The sequence below is a fragment of the Rhodanobacter geophilus genome (assembly GCF_040812275.1).
Taxonomy (GTDB): Bacteria; Pseudomonadota; Gammaproteobacteria; order Xanthomonadales; family Rhodanobacteraceae; genus Rhodanobacter_A; species Rhodanobacter_A geophilus.
In genome coordinates, this window is the sequence record NZ_JBFOHL010000007.1 from 96,098 (window position 1) to 121,785 (window position 25,688).

The 25,688-nt window shown below is 68.9% G+C and carries 14 protein-coding genes; 10 read left to right on the plus strand and 4 right to left on the minus strand.

Going from position 1 to position 25,688, the window contains the following annotated elements; translation table 11 throughout:
* Positions 1 to 260: 260 nt before the first annotated feature.
* The 6 genes from ABQJ56_RS09220 (at position 261) to ABQJ56_RS09245 (ending at position 14,084) form a co-directional block, all read left to right on the plus strand.
* Positions 261 to 2,837 carry a beta-mannosidase gene (locus tag ABQJ56_RS09220; RefSeq protein WP_437343411.1) on the plus strand — a complete coding sequence of 859 codons (2,577 nt, stop codon included), beginning with the start codon at positions 261 to 263 and terminating at the stop codon, positions 2,835 to 2,837.
* Positions 2,834 to 5,428 (plus strand): glycoside hydrolase family 3 protein, encoded by a 2,595-nt coding sequence (locus ABQJ56_RS09225; RefSeq protein WP_437343409.1) that lies wholly within the window; start codon positions 2,834 to 2,836, stop codon positions 5,426 to 5,428. The genes ABQJ56_RS09220 and ABQJ56_RS09225 overlap by 4 nt, the downstream gene beginning before the upstream one ends.
* Positions 5,425 to 6,864: a glycoside hydrolase family 125 protein gene (locus tag ABQJ56_RS09230; RefSeq protein WP_367844719.1), complete on the plus strand. Its 1,440-nt coding sequence runs from the start codon at positions 5,425 to 5,427 to the stop codon at positions 6,862 to 6,864. The genes ABQJ56_RS09225 and ABQJ56_RS09230 overlap by 4 nt, the downstream gene beginning before the upstream one ends.
* A gap of 39 nt (positions 6,865 to 6,903) precedes the next feature.
* Positions 6,904 to 9,348 (plus strand): GH92 family glycosyl hydrolase, encoded by a 2,445-nt coding sequence (locus tag ABQJ56_RS09235; RefSeq protein ID WP_367844720.1) that lies wholly within the window; start codon positions 6,904 to 6,906, stop codon positions 9,346 to 9,348.
* A 3-nt stretch (positions 9,349 to 9,351) separates the two neighbouring features.
* A complete protein-coding gene (locus ABQJ56_RS09240; RefSeq protein ID WP_367844721.1) occupies positions 9,352 to 10,719 on the plus strand; it encodes an alpha-L-fucosidase in 1,368 nt (455 codons plus the stop codon).
* A gap of 347 nt (positions 10,720 to 11,066) precedes the next feature.
* On the plus strand, positions 11,067 to 14,084 hold the full coding sequence (locus ABQJ56_RS09245) for a TonB-dependent receptor plug domain-containing protein (protein ID WP_367844722.1): 3,018 nt from the start codon (positions 11,067 to 11,069) through the stop codon (positions 14,082 to 14,084).
* A gap of 169 nt (positions 14,085 to 14,253) precedes the next feature.
* Here the strand turns inward: ABQJ56_RS09245 and ABQJ56_RS09250 are convergent, their stop codons facing one another.
* The 4 genes from ABQJ56_RS09250 to ABQJ56_RS09265 form a co-directional block, all read right to left on the minus strand.
* Positions 14,254 to 15,486, minus strand: a complete 1,233-nt coding sequence (locus ABQJ56_RS09250; protein ID WP_367844723.1) for an AGE family epimerase/isomerase — start codon at positions 15,484 to 15,486, stop codon at positions 14,254 to 14,256.
* Complete coding sequence (locus ABQJ56_RS09255) at positions 15,483 to 16,457, minus strand: carbohydrate kinase family protein (protein WP_367844724.1); 975 nt, start codon at positions 16,455 to 16,457, stop codon at positions 15,483 to 15,485. Before ABQJ56_RS09255 ends, ABQJ56_RS09250 begins: the two co-directional genes overlap by 4 nt.
* An 8-nt stretch (positions 16,458 to 16,465) precedes the next feature.
* Complete coding sequence (gene fucP, locus ABQJ56_RS09260) at positions 16,466 to 17,704, minus strand: L-fucose:H+ symporter permease (RefSeq protein ID WP_367844818.1); 1,239 nt, start codon at positions 17,702 to 17,704, stop codon at positions 16,466 to 16,468.
* A 110-nt stretch (positions 17,705 to 17,814) separates the two neighbouring features.
* Positions 17,815 to 18,876: a LacI family DNA-binding transcriptional regulator gene (locus ABQJ56_RS09265; protein WP_367844725.1), complete on the minus strand. Its 1,062-nt coding sequence runs from the start codon at positions 18,874 to 18,876 to the stop codon at positions 17,815 to 17,817.
* A gap of 145 nt (positions 18,877 to 19,021) precedes the next feature.
* Here ABQJ56_RS09265 and ABQJ56_RS09270 point away from each other — a divergent pair, with 145 nt between their 5' ends.
* From ABQJ56_RS09270 to ABQJ56_RS09285, 4 genes are all read left to right on the plus strand, one after another.
* Entirely contained in the window at positions 19,022 to 21,358 is a 2,337-nt protein-coding gene (locus tag ABQJ56_RS09270; protein ID WP_367844726.1) for a GH92 family glycosyl hydrolase, read from the plus strand.
* Between the two features lie 99 nt (positions 21,359 to 21,457).
* Positions 21,458 to 23,260, plus strand: coding sequence for a sensor histidine kinase (locus ABQJ56_RS09275; RefSeq protein ID WP_367844727.1), 1,803 nt, complete (start codon positions 21,458 to 21,460; stop codon positions 23,258 to 23,260).
* Positions 23,257 to 23,703, plus strand: a complete 447-nt coding sequence (locus ABQJ56_RS09280) for a response regulator (protein WP_367844728.1) — start codon at positions 23,257 to 23,259, stop codon at positions 23,701 to 23,703. The genes ABQJ56_RS09275 and ABQJ56_RS09280 overlap by 4 nt, the downstream gene beginning before the upstream one ends.
* 30 nt (positions 23,704 to 23,733) lie before the next feature.
* Entirely contained in the window at positions 23,734 to 25,296 is a 1,563-nt protein-coding gene (locus ABQJ56_RS09285; protein WP_367844729.1) for a response regulator, read from the plus strand.
* The last annotated feature ends 392 nt before the right edge of the window (positions 25,297 to 25,688 follow it).

The following is a 25,688-nucleotide window of genomic DNA, read 5'->3' on the forward strand; positions in this document are numbered from 1 at the left end:
CGTGGCCAGGTCGGTGTTAGCGTCCACATGGATCGATCTAAATCCATGGCGACCATACGCCGCCGTGCCGCCTCTTCGCCTGCGGGAGGCGGTTCCCGGCATGCGGGTGAATCAGGAGGGGGCGGACGATGGCAAACCGGATGGCGCGGCGCACGGTGGAGACCTCCACGAAGCGCCGCACGCATGGAGTGGTGGACGCCCGCGGACGCCGGCTGGCGGGTGCGCTCCTCGCGCTGGCGCTGGTCGCGCCCCTGCCGGGCATGGCGTCGACGCTGGCGACGCAATCGCTGGACGGCGGCTGGCAGTTCCGCCTCGCGCCCGGCGACAAGCACGCCGCCGACCATCCGGCCGCCGCGCAATGGCTGCCCGCGACCGTGCCCGGCACGGCGCAGACCGACCTGCTCGCCGCGAAACTGGTGCCCGATCCCTATTGGCGCGACAACGAGGCGAAGATCCAGTGGGTCGGCCTGTCCGACTGGCAGTACCGCAGCACTTTCACGGTGGACGCGGCCACGCTGGCGCGCCGGCACGTGGAGCTGGTGTTCGACGGGCTGGACACGTACGCGGACGTCTCGCTCAACGGCCACAAGCTGCTCGCCGCCGACAACATGTTCCGCCGCTGGCGCGTGCCGGCGAAGGCATGGCTGCATGCGGGCACGAACACGCTGGAAGTCACCCTGCATTCGCCGATCGCGCGTTTGCAGCCCTGGCTCCTGCAGCAGCCGTATGCGCTGCCGGGCGAATTCGACTCGGCCTTCGGCGACGAGCCCGAGGGCAAGCAGACGGCCAACTACGTGCGCAAGGCCGCGTGGCAGTACGGCTGGGACTGGGGCCCGCGCATCGTCACCGAGGGCATCTGGAAGGACGTGAAGCTGGAGAGCTGGGACGCGCTGCGCCTCGCCGATTTCCACATCGCGCAACCGAAGGTCACCGCGGACGCCGCGGACCTGCAGGCGCAGCTCGACATCCACGCCGCTGCGGCCGGCACGGCCAGGGTCGCGCTGCGCTGGCGCGCGCCGGACGGCAGCACGCAGTCGCAGGACAGCGACATCGCGCTGAAGGCCGGCGACAACCACGTCGCGCTGCCGCTGCACATCGCCCATCCGCAGCGCTGGTGGCCGGTGGGCTACGGCACGCCGAACCTGTACGACTTCCACGTCGACGTGGACATGGGTGGCCGGCTCGTGGCCAGCGCGGACCGCAGCACCGGCCTGCGCAGCGTCGAACTGCTGCGGCAGAAGGACCGCTGGGGCAAGAGCTTCGCGTTCGTGGTGAATGGCGTGCCGATCTTCGCCAAGGGCGCGGACGTGATCCCGCAGGACATGTTCCCGAACCGGGTCACGCCGGCGCGCATCGATGCGATGCTGCAGTCCGCGCGCGACGCCAACATGAACATGCTGCGCATCTGGGGCGGCGGCTACTACTTCGACGATGCGTTCTACGCCGAGGCCGACAAGCTGGGCCTGATGGTGTGGCAGGACTTCATGTTCGGCGGCGCGATCCCGCCCTATGACAAGGCCTTCCGCGACAACACGCGCATCGAGGCGATCCAGCAGGTGGATCGCCTGCGCGACCATCCCTCCATCGTGCTGTGGGCCGGCAACAACGAGGTGGAAACCGCGTGGGAGTCCTGGGGCGGCGGCGCGCATCTCAAGGCCACGCAGCCCAGGGCGGAAGTGCAGCGCATCGAGCAGGGCATGCGCGAGCTGTTCGACCACACGCTGCGCGACGTGGTGGCCACGCAGTCGCCCGGGGTGCCGTACTGGCCGAGCACGCCCAGCAGCGACTACGACAGCAAGGCCAACGTGCTGGACGACGGCGACTACCACTACTGGGACGTGTGGTCGGGCAAGGCGCTGCCGCCGACGGCCTACCTGGACGTCACGCCGCGCTTCCAGTCCGAATACGGCCTGCAATCCTTCCCGTCGCTGGCGACGCTGCGCAGCGTGCTTGAACCGTCCGACCTGGATATCGATTCGCCCATGCTGCGCGCGCACCAGAAGTTCGACAAGGGCCGCGGCAACCAGCGCCTGCTGATGTACGTGGAACGCGGCTACGGCAAGCCCAGGGACTTCGCCGCGCTGGTCTACCTCAGCCAGGTGATGCAGGCGGAGGGCATCCAGCTCGCCGCCGAACACCTGCGCGCCTCGCGCCCGCAGAGCATGGGCTCGCTGTACTGGCAGCTCAACGACGTGTGGCCCGGCGCCACCTGGGCCAGCATCGACTACTACGGCCGCTGGAAGGCGCTGCAGTACCACGCGAAGCGTTTCTACGCGCCGCTGCGCGTGGTGGCGATCCGCAGGAACGGCCAGACGCAGGTGTCGCTGGTGTCCGACCGCACCGCGCCGTTCGATGCCGAGCTGCGCGTGCGCGTGCTCGACATGGACGGCAATCCGCTGTGGGAACACACGCAGCCCGCGCATGTCGCCGCGCTGGCCAGCACGCCGGCCGGCGATTACGCCGACGCGCAATTGCTGCACGGCGGCGATCCGCGCCACACGGTGGCGGTATTCGAGCTGCTCGATCACGGCAGGCCGCTTTCGCGGCACCTGGTGTATTTCGAGGACGCGAAGAACCTCGCGCTGCCCGATCCGGGCCTGCAGGCGACGCTTTCCGCCGATGGTCGCAGCCTCACGGTAAGCGCGCGGCATCTCGCGCGCGAGGTGTGGGTGGATTTCGGCGAGGCCGATCCCGACGCGCGCCTGTCCGACAACGCGTTCGACCTGCTGCCCGGCGGGTCGGTGACGCTGCGGGTGGAAAGCACGGCCGCCGCCGCCGCGCTGCGGCGCGCGCTGACGGTGCGCAGCCTGTACGGCGCCACGGCAAGCACGCCGTGAGGAAGCGCATCGCCGGCGCCACGCTCCTCGTTTCGTTGCTGGCGGCGACGGGCGCCTCTGCGCAGACGCAAGGCGCCGAAGCGCGCGCGGCCGCGCTGGTGGCGAAGATGACGCTGGCGGAAAAGGTGTCGCAGCTGCAGAACGACGCGCCGGCGATCCCGCGCCTCGGCGTGCCTGCCTATGACTGGTGGAACGAAGGCCTGCACGGCCACGCGCGCGACGGCTATGCCACCGTGTTCCCGCAGGCCATCGGCCTGGCCGCGAGCTGGGATGCGCCGCTGCTGCGGGCGGTGGGCGGCACGGTGTCGGTGGAGGCGCGCGCCAGCTTCAACATGGCGGGCGCGGGCAAGGCGCACGCGCGCTACCAGGGCCTGACCATCTGGTCGCCGAACATCAACATCGACCGCGACCCGCGCTGGGGCCGCGGCCAGGAAACCTACGGCGAGGATCCCGTCCTCGCCGGCAGCCTCGCGGTGGCCTTCGTGCGCGGCATCCAGGGCGACGATGCGCGGCACCCGCGCGCCATCGCCACGCCCAAGCACTTCGTGGCGCACAGCGGGCCGGAAACCGGGCGCGACAGCTTCGATGCCGTGGTGTCGCCGCACGACCTGGAGGACACCTACCTGCCGGCCTTCCGCGCCGCGGTCACCGCGGGCGGTGCCGGCTCGGTGATGTGTTCCTACAACGCGCTCGACGGCGTGCCGATGTGCGCCAACGCGGCCTTGCTGGGCACGCGCCTGCGCAAGGACTGGGGCTTCGCCGGCTACGTGGTGTCGGACTGCGACGCGGTGGGCGACATCTCCAGCTTCCATCACTACAAGCCCGACGACGAGCAGGCCGCCGTGGCCGCGCTGCGCGCCGGCACCGATCTCGACTGCGGCCACACCTATGCCGGCCTTGCCGCCGCGGTGCGCAAGGGACTGCTTCCCGGGTCCGCGCTGGACACCGCGCTGGTGCGCCTGTTCAGCGCACGCTACCGCCTGGGCGAACTCGGCGGCGACGAGACGTATGCGCAGCTCGGTGCGAACGACATCGACAGCGCCGCGCACCGCAAGCTGGCGTTGCGGGCCGCGCAGGAGTCGCTGGTGCTGCTGAAGAACGCGCACGGCACGCTGCCGCTGCGCGGCAGTCCGCGTCTCGCGGTGATCGGCCCCGATGCCGACACGCTGGAAACGCTGGAGGCGAACTACCACGGCGTTGCGCGTGCGCCGGTGACGCCGCTGCAGGGCCTGCGCGAGCGCTTCGGCAACGGGGCCGTGAGCTATGCGCAGGGTGCGCCGGTGGCGGCGGGCGTGCCGATCCCGGTGCCGGAGACCGCGCTTCGCACGCCGAACGGCACGGCCGGTCTCGATGGCGAGTATTACGCGAACACGGATTTCGGCGGCGCGGCGAAACTCTCGCGCATCGACCGCAGGATCGATTTCGACTGGGATCGCGCGGCACCTGCCACCGGCCTGGCCGCCGACCACTACGCCGTGCGCTGGAACGGCGAGTTGCTGCCGCCGGGGCCGGGCGACTACACGCTGGCCGTGCACGTGGACCGCTGCTTCGACTGCTCCGCGCACGATGCGGTGCGCCTGTTCGTGGATGGCAAGCCGGTGCTCGCGGACGAGGGCGACGACCGGCACATGCAGGCGAAGCTGCATTTCGCCGACGGCAAGCCGCATGCCCTGCGCATGGAACTGGTGCATCGCAGCCAGGACGGCGGCGTGCGCCTGCAGTGGCTGGCGCCGCCCGCGGTGCAACTGGCCGAGGCGGACCGCGCGATGCAGGCGGCGGACGCGGTGGTCGCCTTCGTCGGCCTGTCGCCGGATGTCGAAGGCGAGGCCTTGCAGATCGAGGTGCCCGGCTTCGCGGGCGGCGACCGCACTTCGCTGGATTTGCCCGCGCCGCAGCGCGCCTTGCTGGAACACGCCGCGGCCTCCGGCAAGCCGCTGGTCGTGGTGCTGATGTCCGGCGGCGCGGTGGCGCTGGACTGGGCGAAGCAGCATGCCGACGCCATCCTCGCCGCGTGGTATCCGGGGCAGGCCGGTGGCACGGCGATCGCGCAGGCGCTGGCCGGCGACACCGATCCCGCCGGTCGGCTGCCGGTGACCTTCTATCGCTCGGTGCGGGACTTGCCGCCGTTCACCAGTTACGCGATGCAGGGCCGCACCTACCGCTATTTCCGCGGCACGCCGCTGTATCCGTTCGGCTACGGGCTGAGCTACACGCGCTTCGCCTATGCCGCGCCCACGCTGTCGGCGCCGGCGCTGAAGGCGGGCGAGACGTTGCAGGCAAGCGCCGAGCTGCGCAATACGGGTACGCGCGCAGGCGACGAGGTGGTGCAGGTGTACCTAGACACGCCGCCGTCGCCATGGTCGCCGCGCCACGCGCTGGTCGGCTTCCGGCGCGTGCATCTCGCCCCGGGCGAAAGCCGGCGCGTGAGCTTCATACTCTCGGCGCGCGACGTGAGCAGCGTGGATGCGGCAGGCACGCGCGCGGTCGAACCCGGCGACTATCGCGTGTTCATCGGCGGCGGCCAGCCCGGCGATGCCGCGGGCGTCGCTTCCACGTTCACCATCGACGGCAAAGAGGTGTTGGCACCATGACCCCGGATGCGTTTTCCCGGCGTGACCTGCTCAAGCTGATCGGCGGCGGTGCCGCGGCGCTGGCCTTGCCCGGCTTCGCCACGGCGGGCACGGCGCCGATGCGCCCCAGCCATCGCCCGCCACCGGGCAAGCGCAAGTTCTCCAGCGCCGCGGTGGAGGCGGAGATCGCGCGCGTGCAGGCGAAGATCGGCGATCCCGAACTCGCATGGCTGTTCGGCAACTGCTACCCGAACACGCTGGACACCACGGTGCAGCTGGGCACCCTGCACGGCAAGCCGGACACCTTCATCGTCACCGGCGACATCGACGCGATGTGGTTGCGCGACTCCTCCGCGCAGGTATGGCCGTACCTGCCGCTGGCGGCGAGGGACGAGTCGCTGCGCCGGCTGTACCGCGGCCTGATCCATCGCCATGCGGCCTGCATCGCGATCGACCCCTACGCCAATGCCTTCATGCCCGATCCGCAGGCACGCACCAACCTGAGCTGGGCGCAGCACGATGTCACCGACATGAAGCCCGGCGTGGCCGAGCGCAAGTGGGAGATCGACTCGCTGTGCTGGACGATACGCATCGCGCACGGCTACTGGAAAGCTACCGGCGACCGCGTGCCGTTCGACGACGACTGGCGTGCGGCGATGCACGCGGTGCTGGCCACGTTCCGCGCGCAGCAGCGCAAGCACGGGCCGGGACCGTACCATTTCCAGCGCGCATCGGCGGTGCCCACCGACACGGTGCCGCTGGACGGCTACGGCAACCCGGCGAAGCCGGTGGGACTGATCTGCTCGATGTTCCGGCCTTCGGACGATGCCTGCATCTATCCACTGTTCGTGCCGGCCAATGCCTACGCCGTGGTGTCGCTGCGCCAGCTCGCGGAGATGTCGCGCGCCCTGCATGGCGATGCCGCCTTCGCCGCCGACTGCGAAGCGCTGGCCGGCGAGGTGCAGGCGGCGCTGGAGCAATACGCCGTGATGCACGAGGCCGGGCAGGATTTCTGGGCCTACGAGGTGGATGGCTACGGCAACCAGCTGTCCATGGACGACGCCAACGTGCCCAGCCTGCTGGCGCTGCCCTATCTCGGCTTCTGCGCGCGCGACGACGCGCGCTACCGGCGTACCCGCGCCCGCGCATGGGGCGGGCGCAATCCGTATTTCTTCCGCGGCACGGCGGCGGAAGGCATCGGCGGCCCGCACGAAGGCCTGCGCATGATCTGGCCGATGTCGCTGATGGTGCGCGCATTGACCAGCGACGACGCCGGCGAGATCCGCCAGTGCCTGCACTGGCTCAAGACCACCCACGCCGGCACCGGCTTCATGCACGAGGCCTTCGATCAGGACGATCCGGCGAAATTCACGCGGCCCTGGTTCGCCTGGGCCAACAGCCTGTTCGGCGAGCTGATCGCCGGACTGGCCGACCATCACCCCGCGCTGCTGCGCTGACAGCCGCGCATCCATCATTCCCCAGAGGAGCCTACGACCATGGTGACCCGCAGACGATTCCTGCAAGGCGCAGCGGCATTGACGCTGCTTGGCGGCATTGACCCGCGCGGCACGCTGGCCGCGCCGCGCGGACAAGGCAGCGCGGCGGCGCTGACCGGGCTGGCGAAGAACGGCGTGTCGCGCTGGGTGGACGTGTTCGTCGGCACCGGCGGGCACGGCCATACCTATCCCGGCGCATCGATGCCGTGGGGCATGGTGCAGCTCTCGCCCGATACCAACGACTTCGGCTGGGACGCCTGTTCGGGCTACCACCAGGCCGACGGCTCGATCATGGGCTTCTCGCACACCCACTTGAGCGGCACCGGCGCGAGCGACATGCTGGACGTGCTGGTGATGCCCGCGCAGGGCGAGGTGCTGCTCGACCCGGGCGCGCGCGGACTGCCGGAGGAGAACTACTACTCCCGGTTCGACGGCGCGGCGCGCGGACCGCACCTCACGGCGGATTCGGTGGCGCACCCGGGCAAGGGCTATCGCTCGCGCTACGACAAGGCATCCGAACAGGGCGTGCCGGGTTACTACCGCGTGCGCCTCACCGACCACGACATCCTCGCGGAGCTGACCGCCACGCTGCGCGCGGGCCTGCATCGCTACACCTTCGCCAAGGGCGGCAAGGCGCACCTGCTGGTCGATCTCGCGCACGGCTACCACGACGATCCCAAGGTGCCGTGCAAGGTGTCGGATGCCACGCTGAAGCTGGTGGGCAAGGACACCCTGGTCGGCGGCCGCCGCGTGCACCAGTGGGCGAACGGGCGCCACATCTATTTCGCGATGAAGCTGTCGCGGCCGTTCACGCAGGCCACGCTGTACAGCGAGAACCAGCCGCTGCCCAGCGGCACGGGCGAGGCCAAGGGCACGCACCTCAAGGCCGCGCTGCATCTGGATGACGCGAACAAGGCGCCGCTGCTGGTGAAGGTGGGCATCTCCGGCGTGGACATCGCCGGCGCGCTGCGCAACCTGGAGTCGGAGTTGCCCGACTGGAATTTCGAGCACGTGCGGCAGACCGCGGGGGACAGCTGGGAAACCGAGCTGTCGCGCATCCGCATCGACACGCCGTCGGAGACGGCGAAGCGCACGTTCTACAGCTCGCTGTACCACACCATGCTCGCGCCCACGCTGTTCGGCGACGTGGACGGCCGCTACCGCGGCATGGACCTGGCCGTGCACCAGTTGCCGCAGGGCCAGCACAACTACAGCACCTATTCGCTGTGGGACACCTACCGCGCGCTGCACCCGCTCTACACGCTGTACCAGCCCGACAAGGTGCCCGACCTGGTCAACGGCCTGGTGCGCATGGCCGCGGAAAGCCCGGACGGGCCGCCGGTATGGCCGCTGCAGGGCGTGGAGACCGGCTGCATGATCGGCTACCACTCCGCCGTGGTGATCGCCGAGGCGCAGGCCAAGGGCTTCACCGGCATCGACTACGCCAAGGCGTGGCCGATCTACCGCAAGCGCGCCTTCGACGACGACTACCGCGGCCTGCCGCTGTACCGCAAGCTCGGCTACATCCCGGCCGACCAGGAATGGGAGTCGGTGAGCAAGACGCTGGAATATTCCTACGACGACTGGGCCATGTCGCACCTGGCCGAGCGGCTGGGCGCGAAGGACGACGCGAAGCGCCTGCGCGAGCGCTCGCGCAACTACCGCAACGTGTTCGACGCGAAGCTCACCTTCATGCGCCCGCGCGACAGCAAGGGCCAGTGGATCGAGCCGTTCGACCCGCGCGAGATGGGGCATTTCGACAAGTGGCGCGACTTCACCGAGTCGAACCCGTGGGTGGCCACCTTCCTCAACCAGCACGACCTGTACGGCTACATGACCATGTTCGGCGGCGTGGCCGCGTTCGAGCGCAAGCTGGACGAACTGTTCTCCACCAGTTCCAAGCTGCCGCCCGGTGCGCCGCCGGACATCGCCGGCATGGTCGGCCAGTACGCGCATGGCAACGAGCCCAGCCACCACGTGGCCTACCTCTACGCCTACACCGGCAGCCACTGGAAGACGCAGTCGCGCGTGCGCATGCTGCTGGAGACCATGTATCCGCCGCTGCCCGACGGCATCGCCGGCAACGACGACTGCGGCCAGATGGCGGCATGGTACGTGCTGGGCTCGCTGGGCCTGTACGCGGTCGATCCGGTGAGCACGAACTACGTGTTCGGCAGCCCGCTGTTCGACCGTGCCGAGATGGCGCTGGGCGAGGGCAGGAAGCTCGTCGTCGAGACACGCGGCAACGGCCCGGGCAAGGCCTACATCCAGTCGGTGACGTGGAACGGCAAGCCGTGGACGAAGAGCTGGATCAGCCATGCCGAACTCGCCGGCGGCGGCACGCTGGCGTTCGAGATGGGCGCCACGCCGAACAGGAAGTTCGGCGCCGCGCCGGAGGATCGGCCGCCGTCGTTCGGCCGGCCGGCCGGCAAGGGCGAGGCTTGAGCGGTGCGGCAAACGCTGCAGCGGCTCGGCCTGCTGCTCGCCTGTGCCTGCGCAAGTCTCACCGCGTACGCCGCGCCGCCGCCCGTCGCGGCGACGCCTGCGGACGCTGCGCCCACCGAGGCGCAGCGCATGCAGTGGTTCGCGGATGCGAAGTTCGGCATCTTCATCCACTACGGCATCTACGCGGTGGACGGCATCGACGAGTCGTGGTCGTTCTTCGACGGCTACGTCAGCTACGACCACTACATGCAGCAGCTGAAGGGCTTCACCGCGGCGAACTACCACCCGCAGGCCTGGGCCGACCTGATCCGCGAAAGCGGCGCGCGCTACGCGGTGCTCACCGCCAAGCACCACGACGGCGTGGCGCTGTGGGATACCAGGCAAGGCCTCAACGTGGTGAAGGACACGCCGGCCCGGCGCGACCTGGTGGGGCCGTTCGTGCAGGCGCTGCGCAAGGACGGCATCAAGGTGGGCCTGTACTTCTCGCTGATCGACTGGTCCTACAAGGACTATCCGGGCTTCACCAGGGCCGAGTCGCGCTACGACGCCATGGCCGACCCCGCGCGCTGGGCCCGCTTCGTGAAGTACTACCAGGGCCAGCTGCGGGATCTGTCGCAACGCTACAACCCTGACCTGTACTGGTTCGACGGCGACTGGGAGCACGGCGCCGAGGCATGGCACGCCAGGCAGGATCGCGAAATGCTGCTGGCGCGCAATCCCATGGCCATCATCAACTCCCGCCTCGCGGGCTACGGCGACTACGCCACGCCGGAGCAGGGCGTGCCGATCACGCCGCCGCCGCAGAAGTACTGGGAGCTGTGCATGACCATGAACAACTCCTGGGGCTGGCAGCCGAACGACCACCACTTCAAGAGCGCGAACCAGCTGATCCGCATCCTCGCCGACACCATCGGCATGGGCGGCAACCTGCTGCTGGACATCGGTCCGCGCGCCGACGGCGCGATCCCCGGGCAGGAGGTCGACACGCTGAGGGAAATCGGCCGCTGGACGCACAAGAACGCCGAGGCGATCTACGGCACGCAGGCCGGCATCCCCAGGGACTACTACGCCGGCTCCAGCACGCTGTCGAAGGACGGCAGCACGCTGTACCTGTTCGTGGATGGACGCCCCGGCGGCCCGGTGCTGGTGAAGGGGCTGATGAACCGCGTGCTGCACGCGCGCGTGGTCGGCAACGGCACCACGCTGGATACGCAGGTCGTGGGCAAGCCGTACTGGAGCAAGGTGCCGGGCCTGCTCTACATCACCGTGCCGCCCGCCGCGCTGGACCCCGAGGTCACTGTACTGGCGCTCACGCTCGATGGGCCGGCGCAGCTGTTCCACGACGAAGTGAAGCCGATCGAAAGCAACTGACGCGCTTTCCCGCCCCTGCTGGCAGGGGCGGGAAAGCGCGGACGGTCGCGTGGTCACCATATTGCAATGCGGCTTGCATCGTTCATGGGTGAGTGATAGTTTCAAATATGAATCGATCTAAACCGTGGCGCAAATAACCGGGTCGCGATGGAAGGCCCGAAAAAACGGGTTGATTCGCGGGATATCGAGGATGGCGGCACGCACGAGTGGTGCCGTCGATTGACACGATTCAATCGAGTCGGGGCAACGGAACCGATCGACGGAGGGCCGGGCGGGGGGCAGGGGCGTCCCGCCAGGCCGGGCGACAAAGGTCATTACAACAAACACATTCGAGGGAGGGGTTTTCCATGCGTCAAGTCATCGCATTGCGTCGCAGCGCGCTCGCGGCCGCGCTATCCATTGCCTTGTTGTCGCCGCTGGCCGCGCTGGCGCAGTCGGCTTCGACCGGCGGCACCCAGTCCACGCAGTCCGGCTCGTCGCAGGCGAACCCGGCCAGCGGGCAGCCTGACCAGAGCAAGGCCAAGCAACTGCAGGCAGTCACCGTCACCGGCTCGATGATTCCGCGCGTGGAGATCGAGGGACCGGCGCCCGTGGTCAGCATTTCCGGCGCGCAGATCAAGCAGCAGGGCTTCACCACCATGTGGGAATTCCTGGATTCGCTGCCGCAGATGGGTCCGCAGGTGCAGGATCCGGCTTCCTGGGGCGCGACTGCGGTCAACGCGCGCCCGCTGAATCTGCGCAACCTGGGCCCCGGTTTCAGCCTGCTGCTGATCGACGGCCACCGCGTGGTGGACTATCCGCAGTCGCTGTATGCGCACAGCAACTTCCAGAACTTCAGCAACATCCCCACCGGCATGATCGACCATGTCGAAATCCTCGCCTCCGGCGCCTCGTCGATCTACGGCTCGGACGCAGTGGCGGGCGTGGTCAACGTGATCCTGAAGAAGAACTACCAGGGTGACGATTTGCAGGTGACCGGTGGCGGCGCGCAGCACGGTGGTCGCGCCTATGGCGACATCAATTTCTTCGGCGGCAAGTCCGGCGACAACTGGCACATCCTCTACAACTTGGAGAAGTCCAACCGCTCGGCGTTGTGGGGCATGGATCGTCCGTGGCAGGACTCGGAATCCGATGCGGGTTATGGCGCCTGGAATCCGAATGCCCGCATGTTCGGTTACCCGAACAGCCCCGCCCTCATGGCGCGGGACGGCTCGGGCCAGTACATCACGCCGCCCGCCGGCACCTGCGGCAAGTTCAGCAACTCGCAGCTCTACCATGCACACACTGTCAGCACCAATGGCACCCAGGTCACCGGTGTGACCGACAACGGCTACTACTGCGAGCAGCCCGCCCTGTTCCAGAACTGGGTGCTGACGCCGGGCAGCCGCAGCAACAACGGCTACCTGTCCGGCGAATACGACTTCAAGAACGGCCTGCAGCTCTACGGTTCGGCGGCCCTGTACGACACGGTGGGCATTTCCAACACCCAGATGTGGGGCATCGGCACGAGCGGGTTCTACGACCAGACCACGGGGCAGGTCATCAGCAATGCGGCCCGTCAGTTCACAGCGCAGGAAACGGGTACTTCGATGAATACCCACGACCGCGAGCAGAACTGGAACATCACCACCGGCTTGCGCGGCACCATGTTCGACGGCAACTTCAACTGGGACTTGAGCCTCAATACCCAGAAGTACATCGTGCATGAGGACTACACGGCCTTCAATCAGCAGGCCGCGAACAATTTCTTCCTCGGCCCGCAGCTGGGCACCACCGCCGATGGCCTGCCCATCTACGCCATGAACTGGCAGCAGTGGTGGAACCCCATCACGCCGCAGCAGTACGGCCAGTTCTCGGTCAATGGCCAGGACAGCGCATCGTCGTGGCTGGATCAGGCGCAGTTCCGCATCAACGGCGACCTGTTCAAGTTCCCGTGGGTGGAAGAGCCGGTAGGTTGGGCGGCCGTGCTGGAAGCCGCGCACAACGGCTTCCAGCTTTCGCCCGACGCGCGCGCATCGAATTCGGCGACGTTCGTGAATCCGTTCTATTCGGACAACACCGGCGCCGGCACCCGTCAGCGGTACTCGCTGGGCACCGAGTTCCGCGTGCCGATCCTGGATTCGCTGACCTGGACCATCTCCGGGCGCCTGGACAAGTACAACGACCACAGCCGCGCCGACGTGGCCCGCACCTGGGGCACCGGCATCGAGTGGCGCCCCCTCGACAGCCTGCTGCTTCGCGGCAGCTACGGCACCAACTTCAAGGCGCCGGACATGCAGGCGGTGTACCAGACCGGCTCCACCGTGCCGGTGGGCATCTATGCGGATGACCTGACCTGCATCAACGCGCTCAAGGCAGGCGATACCAACAACACATGGTGCAACGGCAACATCCAGCGTCCGGCGTCGCAGTACTACACATCGTTGACGGGTGGCAACAAGTTGCTGCTGCCGGAAACCGGTCATTCCTGGACCTACGGTTTCGTGTTGCAGGTGCCGGGCGTCGAGGGCTTGTCGGTATCCGCCGACTACTGGCACATGGGCGTGGACAACTCCATCCAGTACCTCGGCAACACCACCGTGTTGCAGGACGAGGCAGGTTGTCTTACCGGCTTGCAGGTCGTGGGCACCAGCACGTTGGAGCCATACACGGCGCATGATGCGGGTTCGGCGTATTGTCAGATGGTGATCGGCATGGTCCAGCGCAATGCGGACGGCACCATCAATACGGTGCACTCCGGCCCGATCAACGAGGCTTCGCTGTACGTGAGCGGCGTGGACGCCTCGCTGGACTACAAGTGGCGCAGCGAGGACTACGGCGACTTCACCACCAGCATCAACTACACCGACAACCTCTCGTACAAGCAGCGCGTGCTGGCCTCCGACCCGCTGTTGAACACCCGCTACAACAACGCGGCGAGCAGGGTTTCGTGGATCGGTACCTGGCACAAGGGTGACTGGGACGCCTCGATCTCCGGCGTGCGTGTCGGCAGCGTGCGCGCCAACAACTACGGCGGCTGCAACGTGCTGGACAACGGCATCCAGCCGGGCATGGGCACGGCTACCGCGGCCGACGGCACCGTTTACAGCACCGGTGTCTGCACGGTGTCGTATAACGGCGGCACCGAAGTCGTGAACGACACCATGTATCTGGGGCGCGTACCGCCGTGGATCACCTGGAACGGCTCGATCGGCTGGCAGATCAACCCGGAGACCAAGGTCACCTTCACCGTGTCCAACATCTTCGACAAGATGGCGGCGATTCCCTACTACTCCGGTGGCTTCGAGTTCGTGCCGACCAACCAGTCCGCCGACGAGTACACCGGCCGCGAAATGTTCCTGTCGTTCGATTACAAGTTCAACTGATCCCTCTCAGGTTGAACTTCCCCCGCGCCCCGGCTTGCCGGGGCGTTTTTTTGTCGCGGCGCAGGCGTCCGGCCCGCGCAGAGGCGACATGCATGCCGGATTCGCGGGCGCGCAAAAGCACATGCCCGCAGCTGCGGGCATGTGGCAGACGAAAACGCGATGGCGATGGTCAGCGCTGGTGCAGCTGCAGCAGCTCGTGGCAGGCGCCCATGGTGTGGTAGTCCACCTTGCCGGCGGGGCTCTTCTCGTCGCTGTACTTGCGGTTGTCGCGGGTGAGGATGCGGTACCAGGCGCCGTACTCGTGGTCGACGAAGTGCTGCCACGAATACGTCCACAGCTTGTCGAACCACGCGGCGTAGGCGGCATCGCCGGTGCGCGTGTGCAGCAGGGCGGCGGCGGCGAGCGATTCGGCCTGCACCCAGAAGTACTTGTCGTCGTCGCACACGCTGCCGTCGGGCGCGAAGCCGTAGCACAGGCCGCCGTGCGTCCCGTCCCACGCGTGCTTCACCGCGGTGTCGAACAGGTGGCGCGCGGTGGGAAGAATCCAGCGTTCCTCGCGGTTGCGTTCCAGCAGCAGCGGCTCGAGGATCATCAGCAGCTTGGCCCACTCGGTCTGGTGGCCGGGCTGAAAACCCCAGGGGCGGAACAGGTGCTTGGGGTTGTCGCGGTTGTAGTCCCAGTCGATGCGCCACTGCGCGTCGTAGTGCTCCCACACCAGGCCGTCGGCCAGCGCGGCCTGGCGGCGCGTCATGTGGTCGGCCAGCGTGAGCGCGCGATCGAGGTAGCGTGGCTCGTCGCTGGCCTGGTAGGCGGCCAGCATGGCCTCGCACATGTGCATGTTCGCGTTCTGGCCGCGGTAGCCGCTGAAGTGCCAGTCGGCGTCGGCCTCGTCGCGGTACAGGCCGGCTTCCGCGTCCCAGAACCGCCGTTCCAGCAATTCCCATGTCTCGTCCATCCACGCGGCGGCTTCGGCGACGCCGGCCTTGCGCGCGCTGGCATAGGCCAGCAGCACGAAGGCGACGCCGTAGGCGTGGTTGGTGCGGTCTTCCGGCACGCCGTCGCGGATCGTCCAGGCGTAGCCGCCGGTCTGCGCATCGCGGTGCACCTCGCGCAGGTAGCGCAGGCCGTGGCGCACGGCGTCGTGGTATTCGGCGGCGAGCTTCGTGTCGTCGGCGAACTCGATCGCCGCCATCGCGTAGTTGAAGACGAAGCGCGTGCTGCTCACCAGGTGGCGGTGGCTGCGCTCGTAGATGGCCCCGTCGTCCTTGTAGTAGTGGAAGAAGCCGCCGGCCGGGTCGATCGCGCGCGGATGGTAGAACGCCATGGTGTCGGCGACGTGCAGGCGCAGGAAGGCGGGCGAGCGGAAGTCGGGCAGCGGCGTGGCGGGCAGGACGGAACTCATGAGTGCGTTTCCATGAAGGCGAGGACTTCGCCGGTGCTCGGCAGCGAAGCGAACGAACCTTGCCGCGTCACCGCCAGCGCGCCGGCGGCGGCGGCGTGGCGCAGCAGCGCGTGCAGGCGCGGCAGGGTGGCGACCAGCGCATCGAGGTCGCCCGGACCGATCCGTTGTTCGGTCAGCTGCTGCAGCAGGCCGCCGACGAACGCATCGCCAGCCGCGGTGCTGTCCACTGCGGGTACGTGGTAGGCGGGCAGCTCGCCCTCGGCATCGGGATGGAACCAGCGCAGCGGGTTCGGGCCATCGGTGACCACCAGCAGGCGCGTGTTGCCCTGCCACAGGCGTTCCAGCATGTTGATCTCGCCGTCCACCGCCAGCCAGGTGAATTCCTCCGCGCTGAGCTTCACCAGGTCGGCCAGCTCCAGCGCGGGCCATGCCTGGGCGCGTGCATCGGCGTCGTGCGGCCACAGCGCGGGGCGCAGGTTGAGGTCGAAGCTCACCAGGGCGCCGGCGGCACGGGCGCGGCGCATGCCTTCGCGGGTGGTTTCCGCCGCCAGGGGCTCGGTCATGCTGTTGGAGCAGACATGGAACACCGCGGTATCGGCGAACGTTTCGGCGCGGAAGTGCTCCGGACGGAACAGCAGGTCGGCCGAGGGCGGCCGGTAGAAGCTGAAACTGCGCTCGCCGTGCGCGTCCAGCGCCACGAAGGCCAGCGCGGTGTTCGCCTCGCCCGTGCGCGCCACGTCGCGGGTGTCCACGCCGGCGTGATGCAGGCTGTCCAGCAGCAGGTCGCCGAACAGGTCGGTGCCCAGCATGCCGGCGAAACGTGCGGCCCCGCCGAGCTTGGCCACCGCCACCGCGACGTTGGCGGGCGCGCCGCCGGCGAAGGGCACGAAGGCACGCGGGTAGCCGTGCGGGTCGCGACCCTCGGCATGGAAATCGATCAGTGCTTCACCGAAGCAGAGTACGGAACGCATGCAGCGGGTTACCTTGGGCTGGCGGCGAGGCCACGGATCTTCGATCCGCGACGGCCGTAGAAGATGACATAGACGTAGCACAGCAGCGGCAGCACGAAGGCGTGCTGCACGCCGATGTGGTCGGCCAGGAAGCCCTGCGCCAGCGGCACCAGCGCGCCGCCCACGATCGCCATGATCAGCAGGCTCGACGCCTTGTCGGTGAGCGGACCCAGGCGCTCGATGCCGAGCGCGAAGATGGTGGGGAACATGATGGAGTTGAACAGGCCCACCGCGATGATGCTGTACATCGCCACGTCGCCCGCACTCAGCATGCTGGTCAGCACCAGCGCGCCGGCGATCACGGCGAACACGGCCAGCAGCTTGCGCGGATCCAGCCAGGCCAGCAGCGCCGAGCCGAACAGCCGGCCGACCATCGCGCCGCCCCAGTACCACGCCACGTAGTGCGAGGCCTGCTGCTCGGTGATGTGGCCGATATCCGGCTGCGACAGGTAGTTCACCATGAAGCTGCCGATCGACACCTCGGCGCCCACGTAGAAGAAGATCGCCAGCACGCCGAACGCCACGTGCGGGTGGCGCAGCGCGTCGAGCAGGGTGTGCTTCTCGCGGTCGGCCTGCTCGGTGTTCTCGGTGAGCGCCGGGAGACGGAACAGGCCCACGATCACCGCCAGCAGCACCAGCACCAGGGCCAGGCCCAGGTAGGGTCCCTGCACCGACTGCGCCTCGTGCGTGCGATAGGCCAGCTGCCGGGCAGCCGGCAGCGCGGCCACTTGGGCACTCCCCAGCACGGTGTTGGAAAGGATCAGCCAGCCGCCGAACAGCGGCGCCAGCGTGGTGCCCAGCGAGTTCAGCGCCTGCGCCAGGGTGAGCCGGCTGGAACCGGTGCGCGGCGGGCCGAGCAGGGCCACGTAGGGGTTCGCCGCCACCTGCAGCACGGTGATGCCGGTGGCCAGCACGAACAGCGCACCGAGGAACAGCGGATAGCTGTGCCACTGCGCGGCGGGCCAGAACGCCGCCGCACCCACGCCGGCGATGGCCAGGCCAGCCACCATGCCGCGCTTGAAACCCAGGTGCGCCACCAGCCGCCCCGACGGCAGCGACATCAGGAAATAGGCGCCGAAGAAGGTGAACTGCACCAGCATCGCGCGGGTGTAGTTCAGCTCGAACACCGCCTTGAGGTGCGGGATCAGGCTGTCGTTCAGCGCGGTGAGGAAGCCCCACATGAAGAACACCGCGGTAGTGACCGCCATCGCGCCCGGATAGTCGGTGTAGCGCCTGCTGTCGCTGCCCGTGCCGGCGGTGGCGGTTGGTTGCGGTGTGGCGAAGGCCATGCGGTTCCCCTGTCGGTGGGTGCGTGCGTTCAGGCCGCGGCGGGCGGCGGGCAGCTGCTGGCGCGTATCACCAGCTGCACCGGTGCCACGGTGCGTTCTGGCGTCGCCTGCGGGTCGCGCAGGCGTTGCAGCAGCAGTTCGGCGGCCTGGCGGCCGCGCGCGCGCGGCTTGGAGGCGAGCGTGGTGAGCGGCGGCGCGCTCAGCGCGGCCTCGGCGATGTCGTCGAAGCCGGTGACGGCGAAATCGCGGCCCGGTTGCACGCCGCGCTGGTACAGGCCCAGCATCAGGCCCAGCGCCACCGCGTCGTTGTAGCAGACCGCCGCGGTGGGCGCGGGCGCGTCGAAGAACAGCGCGCCGCATTGCGCCGCGGCGTCCACGCGGTTCGGCGCGCACTCGATGCGCCAGTGCGGTTCGATCGGCAGCCCCGCCGCCTGCATCGCCTCGACGTAGCCGGCGTGGCGCTGCTGGCAGGAGCTGGAGCCCTGGTGGCCGCCGAAGAACGCGATGCGCTTCTGGCCGAGCGCGATCAGGTGCTCGGTGGCGAGCCGCGCGCCGCGCTGGTTGTCCAGCATCAGGCGGTCCCAGGGCGCGTCGGGCGAGGCGGCGCCGTCGAGTTCGCGGTTGAACAGCAGCAGCGGGGTGTGCATGCCCACCGTGGCCAGCACCCGCGCGGCGGCACTGCCTTCGGCGGGCGAGAGGATGATGCCGGCCGGATCGTGCTCAAGCAGCGAGGCGAGCACCGCCTGCTCACGCGCGCTTGATTCGCCGGTGCTGCCCAGCAGGGTGACGTAACCGGCGCCGCCCAGCGCCTCGTCCACGCCTGTGGCAAACTCGGCGAAGAAGGGGTTGGCGAGGTCGTTCAGCACCAGCGCGATGCTGGACGAGGTGCGCCGGCGCAGGTTGGCCGCGGCGCGGTTGTACACGTAGCCCTGCCGGCGCAGTTCCTCCTCGACGCGCGCGCGGGTGAGCTTGTTCACCAGGGGGCTGCCGCGCAGCACCAGCGACACCGTGGCACGCGACACGTCGCAGCCTGCGGCGATATCGGCGAGGGTAATCTTGCGATTGGCGTGAGGCGTGCTTTCCGTGGCCATGCTCGTCGTCGTAGGCGATTGGAACGATCAAAATGTACCGGAACCGCGTCGCGGATGGTTCCGCGATGCAACATGCGTCGATGCTTGTCCCGGTGTTAGCGTGCGCAGCTTGGAACGATCCAAATTTTGATGCAAGGGGAGCCTCATGAAGCAACCTGTTCCGCATGCCTGGCTGACGCTTGCCCTGGCCGCCTCGCTTGCCCTGCTGTCCAGCGGCGCCGCGGCCGCTAGCGGCCATGCGGGCGCGGTCGATCCGCGCATCGGCACCGGCGGCGACGGCCACACCTTTCCCGGCGCCACCGTGCCGTTCGGGATGATCCAGCTCTCGCCCGACACCGCGATGCCGGACTTCAAGCATGCCTACAAGTGGGCCGCCGGCTACCAGTACGGCGACCCCACCATCATGGGTTTCTCGCACACGCATTTTTCCGGCTCCGGCCATTCGGACCTGGGCGACGTGCTGGTGATGCCGATCGCCGGCGACGTGAAGCTGGACCCGGGTGACGCGGACAAGCCGGGCAGCGGCTACCGCTCGCGCTTCAGCCACGCAACGGAGGTGGAGCAGGCCGGCTATTACGCGGTGACGCTTTCCGACTACGGCGTGCGCGCCGAACTCACCGCGGGACGGCGCGTCGGCTGGCACCGCTACACCTTCCCGGCGGACAAGCCGGCGCACCTGCTGCTGGACCTGCGCCCCAGCATCTACGACTACCCCGGCAAGGTGCTGTGGTCGCGCCTGCGCGTGCGCGCCGACGGCACCGTCAGCGGCTGCCGCACCACCCGTGGCTGGGCGCCGGGGCGCGAGCTGTGCTTCGCGATGCGCTTCTCGCAGCCCATGGTCTCGCGCACGCTGTACGACCGCGAGACCGATGTCACCTACAAGGGCTTCAAGGGTCCGGGCAACCAGCCCGAGGACCATGACGCCGAGAACGGTCGCGCGCTGGAAGGCGTGTTCGACTTCGGCAAGCTCGCCAAGCCGCTGCTGGTGAAGGTGGCTATCTCGCCGGTGAGCGAGGCCAACGCGATCGCCAACCTCGATGCGGACGGCAAGGGCTGGGACTTCGACGCGCGCCGCGCCGACGCGACCGCGGCGTGGAACAAGGCGCTGTCGGTGATCGACGTATCCGGCACGCCGGACCAGCGCACCCAGTTCTACACCTCGCTCTACCACGCGATGCTCGCGCCCACGCTGAGCATGGACGCCAACGGCGAATACCGCGGGCCCGACCACCAGGTGCACAAGGCGGACGGCTTCGACTTCTATTCCAGCTGGTCGATGTGGGACGTCTACCGCGCCGAGGAGCCGCTGATGGTGCTGCTGCGGCCCGACCTCAGCGCGCAGTTCATCCGCTCGCTGATCGCCGCGCAGCAGGCCAGCCCGTTCGGCATCCTGCCGGTGTGGGCGTACCAGGGGCTGGAGACCTGGTGCATGATCGGCTACCACGCGGTGCCGGTGATCGCCGACGCCTACGTCAAGGGCGTGCGCGGCTTCGATGCGGACAAGGCGCTGCAGGCGATGGTGGCCAGCGCCACCTACGGCCCCTACGGCGACCTGGCCGACTACATGAAGCTCGGCTACGTGCCGATCGACAAGGAGCCGGAGGCCGCCTCCAAGACCCTGGAATACGCCTACGACGACTGGTCGCTGGCGCAGATGGCGAAGGCGATGGGCAAGACGAAGATCGCCGCCACCTTCGACAAGCGCGCCACGAACTGGCGCAACGCATGGGATCCGCAGAGCGGTTTCATGCGCGCCAGGCTCAGCAACGGCCAGTTCCGCACCCCGTTCGACCCCACCTTCGCCGGCTACGGCAGTGACTACACCGAAGGCAACGCCTGGCAGTACTCCTGGTACGTGCCGCAGGACGTGGCCGGTCTCGTCACGGCGATGGGCGGCGATGCGAAATTCGTCGCCAAGCTCGACGAACTCTTCGACGCCAAGGTCGATCCCGCGCACTTCAAGAACGTGGAGGACATCACCGGCCTGATCGGCTGGTACGCGCACGGCAACGAGCCCAGCCACCACATCGCCTACCTGTACGACTACGCCGGTGCGCCGTGGAAGGCTCAGCAGCGCCTGAAGCAGATCATGGACAGCCAGTACGCCGCGCGCCCGGACGGCCTGGCCGGCAACGACGACCTGGGCCAGATGTCGGCCTGGTACGTGTTCACCGCGCTGGGTTTCTACCCGGTGACGCCGGCCAGCGACGAGTACGCGATCGGCCGGCCGTTCGTGCCGAAAGCGGTGCTGCACCTGCCGAACGGGCACAGCTTCACCGTGGTGGCCGAGCACCTGGACAGCGCGCATCCCTATGTCGGCCAGGTCACGCTGAACGGCAAGCCGCTGGAGCGGGTCTACCTGCGCCACGGCGAGATCCTCGCCGGCGGCGAGCTGCGCTTCGTGATGCAGGCCGCGCCGAACCGGCAGTGGGGCACGGCGGTGGCGGCGCGGCCGGCGGCGATGAGCGCCTACCGGCCGTGAACGGCCGCGGCGCCGGGCTGGTGGCTGGCGGTGAAACCTGCGCAGAATAGTCCGGTGCCCGGGCGACGCCGGGCGAGAGCCGCCGATGACGACCGTCCGATGAAAGTGAAAGTCAGGGGTCTGCTGCGCTGGCGCGTCGCCGGTCTGCTGCTCGCGATGGTCGTCATCGTGGCGTTGCCGTACCTCGCCACGCGGGTGATGGCCGAGGAGACGCAACAGGCCAACCTCTGGCTCAACCATGCCAGCGCGGTCAAGGCGCTCACCTACCGCATCGCCTACCTGATCCGTGACAGCGAGGCGGCCAGCTACCGCATCCTCGCCGGCGACGGCGATGCGCAGACCGAGCTGCGCGCCGGCGGCGCCAAGGAACAGGTGCCGGCCCTGCTGGCGCAGTTGCGCAACCTGACCCGCGACAACCCCGACCAGCAGGCGCGCATCGGCGCGCTGGAGAGCGTCACGAGCGGCCGCATCACCCTGGTGGACCAGGCGCTGGCGCGGCTGCGTCAGGGCGACGCAGCCGGGGCGCGGCAGTCGCTGCGCGACACCGGCGACCTGTTCCACATGCACATGCTGATCGACGGCATCGCGCAGACCGAGGACCACCTGCTGGCGGAACGCACCCGCGACGTCGCGCAGCAGGTGACCCGCAGCCAGTTCGTGCTAGGGCTCACCGCGCTGGCGCAGCTGGTGCTGCTGATCGTGGTGGTGATCTCGTCCGAGCGGCAGGTCGGCAAGCGCCAGCTGGCGGAGACCCGCGAAGGCCGCGCGGTGCTGCGCTCGCAGATGATCGTGCAGGCGGTGCGCGAGCCTATCGCGCTGTTCGACGAGCAGTTGCGCAGCCTGCTGGTGAACGCCGCCTTCAGCGAGCTGTACGGGATGGACCCGAAGCACCACCGCGCGTTGCCGCTGCCGCAGATCGGCGACGGCGCCTGGAGCGACGGCGCACTGCAGCAGCGGCTCAACGACGTGCTGCTGCGCAACCGCGAGCTGTGGGACTACGAGCTGGTGCAGCGCACCGCCGACGGCGTGGACCGCCACGTGGTGATCAACGCGCGCCGCATCCAGCAACAGGACAGCGACGCCCAGGCGCTGCTGCTCACCGTGAGCGACGTCACCGCGCGTGCACTGGCCGAGCAGAAGGTCAACGAGTTGAACCACCAGCTGGAGGGCAAGGTGGTGCAGATCTCCGACGTCAACCGCGAGCTGGAGGCGTTCAGCTATTCCGTCTCGCACGACCTGCGCGCGCCGCTGCGCCACATCGCCGGCTTCGCCCGCAAGCTGCGCCAGCACCTGGGCGAGCAGGTGGACGACACCGGCAGCCACTACCTCGACGTGATCAGCAACTCGGCGCAGCGCATGGCGCAGCTGATCGACGACCTGCTGGTGTTCTCGCGCCTCGGCCGCGGCGCGCTGCGGCTGCAGCCGGTGGACATGCAATCGCTGGCGGAGGAGGCGCGCGCGCTGTGCGAGGCGGAGGCGCCGGGGCGGCGCATCGCCTGGTCGATCGCGCCGCTGCCGATCGTGGTGGGCGACGAGAACATGCTGCGCACGGTGTGGCAGAACCTGATCGGCAACGCGGTGAAGTACACCGGCCGGCGCGAGCTGGCGCACATCGCGGTGGACGTGCAGCGCAACCGCAACGGCGACTACGAGTTCACCGTGAGCGACGACGGCGCCGGTTTCGACATGCAGTACGCCGACAAGCTGTTCGGCGTGTTCCAGCGCCTGCACCACGCCTCGGATTTCCCCGGCAACGGCATCGGCCTGGCCAACGTGCGGCGCATCCTCGCCCGCCACGGCGGCCGGGTCTGGGCCGAGGCCGAGCCGGAGCGCGGTGCGCGCTTCCACTTTTCCCTGCCGGCGCGGGACCTGTCCGGCACATCGCTCGAGAGGACCACATGATCAATCGCCACATCCGCACCATCCTGCTGGTCGAGGACAGCATGGCCGACGCCGAAATGTCGCTGGACGCGCTGCACGAGGCCAACCTCGCCAACCCGGTGGTGCACCTGCAGGACGGCGTGGAGTGCATGGACTGGCTGCAGTGCCGCGGCCAGTGGACCACGCGCGAGCCCGGCAACCCCGCCGTGGTGCTGCTGGACATCAAGATGCCGCGCATGGACGGGCTGGAGGTGCTCACCCGGATGCGCGCCGACGAGAGGTTGCGGCGCATCCCGGTGGTGATACTGTCCTCCTCGCGCGAGGAGAGCGACCTCGCGCGCAGTTGGGACCTCGGCGTCAACGCCTACGTGATCAAGCCGGTGGACGTGGACCAGTTCTTCACCGCGGTGCGCACGCTGGGGCAGTTCTGGGCGGTGCTGAACCAGGCGCCCGAGCAGGACTGAGGCGGCTGCCGCGAGACGAGGGGAATGCCCATGCACGGTTCGCAAGTCCGCACCGCGCGTCCGATCCGGGTGCTGGTGGTGGAGGACAACCGCAACGACGCCGAGCTGGCGCTGGCCGAGCTCGACGACGATGGCATCGCCCACGAGGCGCGGGTGGTCGACGACGAGGGAGCCTATGTCGCCGCGCTGCAGGAGTTCATGCCCGACATCGTGCTGTCCGACCTCAGCCTGCCGGGCTTCTCCGGGCAACGTGCGCTGGAGCTGTTGCGCCAGCGCGACGCGGACCTGCCCTTCATCTTCGTCTCCGCCACGCTGGGCGAGGAGGCGGCGATCGAGGCGTTGCGCAACGGCGCCACCGACTACATCCTCAAGCAGAACCCCGCACGCCTCGCCAGCGCGGTACGGCGCGCGCTGGCGGAAGCGGCGGAGCGGCGCGCCAGCCATCGCGCCCAGACCGAGCTGATCCGGGCGCAGCGCTTCGAGAGCCTGGCGATGCTGGCCGGCGGCCTCAGCCACGACCTGCGCAACCTGCTGCAGCCACTGCTGTTCGCGGGCGAGAGCCTGCGCGACCACGCCGAGGACCCGCAGCTGGCGCGGCTCGGCGCGCTGGTGCGCGACTGCGGCAAGCGCGGGCTGGACATGGTGCAGTCGATGCTGTCCTTCGCCCGCGGCGCGCGGCGTGCCGAGCAGGTGCGCCTCGGCGCGCTGATGGACGCGCTGGGCCTGCTGCTGCAGGGCAGCGTGCCGCGCGCGATCCACATGGGGATGGTGGTCGACGCGCCCGAGCTCACGTTCGCCGGCAACCACACCGAGCTGCAGCAGTGCCTGCTCAACCTCTGCCTCAACGCGATCCAGGCGATGCCGGAGGGCGGCGAGCTGCGCATCGAGACGGCACAGGAGCGGCTCGATGCGGAGTTCTTCATGTCCGACGAGCAGTCGCATCCCGGCCGGCACCTGCGCCTCAGCGTGATCGACAACGGCCCCGGCATGAGCCGCGAGGTGCTGGCGCGGCTGTTCGAGCCGTTCTTCACCACCAAGGAGAACGGCACCGGCCTCGGCCTGCTGTCGTGCCGGCGCATCGTGGTAAGCCACGGCGGCGTGATGCGGGTGGACAGCGCGCCCGGCCGCGGCACCCGCTTCGACCTGTACATCCCGCTGCAGGAACTGGCCGCGGACACCGCCGAGGCGAACGGCGACGACAGCGACAGCCTCGAAGGCGCCGCCGAACAAGTGCTGGTGGTGGCCGAGGCGGCCACCCAGCTGTCCCTGCTCAGCGACACGCTGGATGCATGGGGATACCAGGCCCATGCCAGCCAGAGCGGCACCGCCGCCCTGCAGTGGATAGGCGCCCACGGCCTGCCCGACCTGGTACTGATGGACGCCGACATGAACCTGTTCACCGGCGTGCGCACGCTGGGCGCGCTGATCGAGCAGGGCTACGCCGGCGCGGTGGTGATGCTGGTACGTCCCGACGCACCGCCGAACCTCGACGAACTGCCGCCGTTGCCGCGCCTGCACGTGCTCGACAAGCCGGTCACCACGCGGAAGCTGCTGCGCACGCTGCGGCTGGCGCTGGTCAGCGCCGCGGGCTGAGGCGGCTCAAAGCCCTCTCCCCGGCGGGGAGAGGGTTGGGGTGAGGGGCGGGCGCTCGCGGGAATGTTTGCCGCTGGGGACTTGGCTTGCCAGGAGCTTTCGTGCGCTTGGCGGCGCCCGAGTTCCTTTCTCTTTGCGTGCCCACGCACGCGCAGGAGCGCGGGCGAACAGCAAAGCTGGCCCGCCAGGGCGGAGGGCAGGATGCCCGGAGTAAAGAGAAAGGAACCAAAGAGAAACGGCACCCCGATGGCGCGCCCTCTGGGCATCCTGCCCTGCGGGTGCGCGGGTGGCCCCCGGGTAAGGCGCCGTGTCATTGATCCGGCCTTTGAAATACATGCGAGAAATGCCTTGCTGCGTGCTTATCGCGCGAAACGAGGCCGATATGTCTTATC

Bases quoted from the DNA above. Each gene is read 5' to 3' on its own strand.
- ABQJ56_RS09280 (WP_367844728.1), top strand. From the start codon at position 23,257: ATGATCAATCGCCACATCCGCACCATCCTGCTGGTCGAGGACAGCATG.
- ABQJ56_RS09265 (WP_367844725.1), bottom strand. From the start codon at position 18,876: ATGGCCACGGAAAGCACGCCTCACGCCAATCGCAAGATTACCCTCGCC.
- ABQJ56_RS09275 (WP_367844727.1), top strand. From the start codon at position 21,458: ATGAAAGTGAAAGTCAGGGGTCTGCTGCGCTGGCGCGTCGCCGGTCTG.
- ABQJ56_RS09235 (WP_367844720.1), top strand. From the start codon at position 6,904: ATGGTGACCCGCAGACGATTCCTGCAAGGCGCAGCGGCATTGACGCTG.
- ABQJ56_RS09255 (WP_367844724.1), bottom strand. From the start codon at position 16,457: ATGCGTTCCGTACTCTGCTTCGGTGAAGCACTGATCGATTTCCATGCC.
- fucP (WP_367844818.1), bottom strand. From the start codon at position 17,704: ATGGCGGTCACTACCGCGGTGTTCTTCATGTGGGGCTTCCTCACCGCG.
- ABQJ56_RS09220 (WP_437343411.1), top strand. From the start codon at position 261: ATGGCGTCGACGCTGGCGACGCAATCGCTGGACGGCGGCTGGCAGTTC.
- ABQJ56_RS09285 (WP_367844729.1), top strand. From the start codon at position 23,734: ATGCACGGTTCGCAAGTCCGCACCGCGCGTCCGATCCGGGTGCTGGTG.
- ABQJ56_RS09250 (WP_367844723.1), bottom strand. From the start codon at position 15,486: ATGAGTTCCGTCCTGCCCGCCACGCCGCTGCCCGACTTCCGCTCGCCC.
- ABQJ56_RS09230 (WP_367844719.1), top strand. From the start codon at position 5,425: ATGACCCCGGATGCGTTTTCCCGGCGTGACCTGCTCAAGCTGATCGGC.
- ABQJ56_RS09270 (WP_367844726.1), top strand. From the start codon at position 19,022: ATGAAGCAACCTGTTCCGCATGCCTGGCTGACGCTTGCCCTGGCCGCC.
- ABQJ56_RS09245 (WP_367844722.1), top strand. From the start codon at position 11,067: ATGCGTCAAGTCATCGCATTGCGTCGCAGCGCGCTCGCGGCCGCGCTA.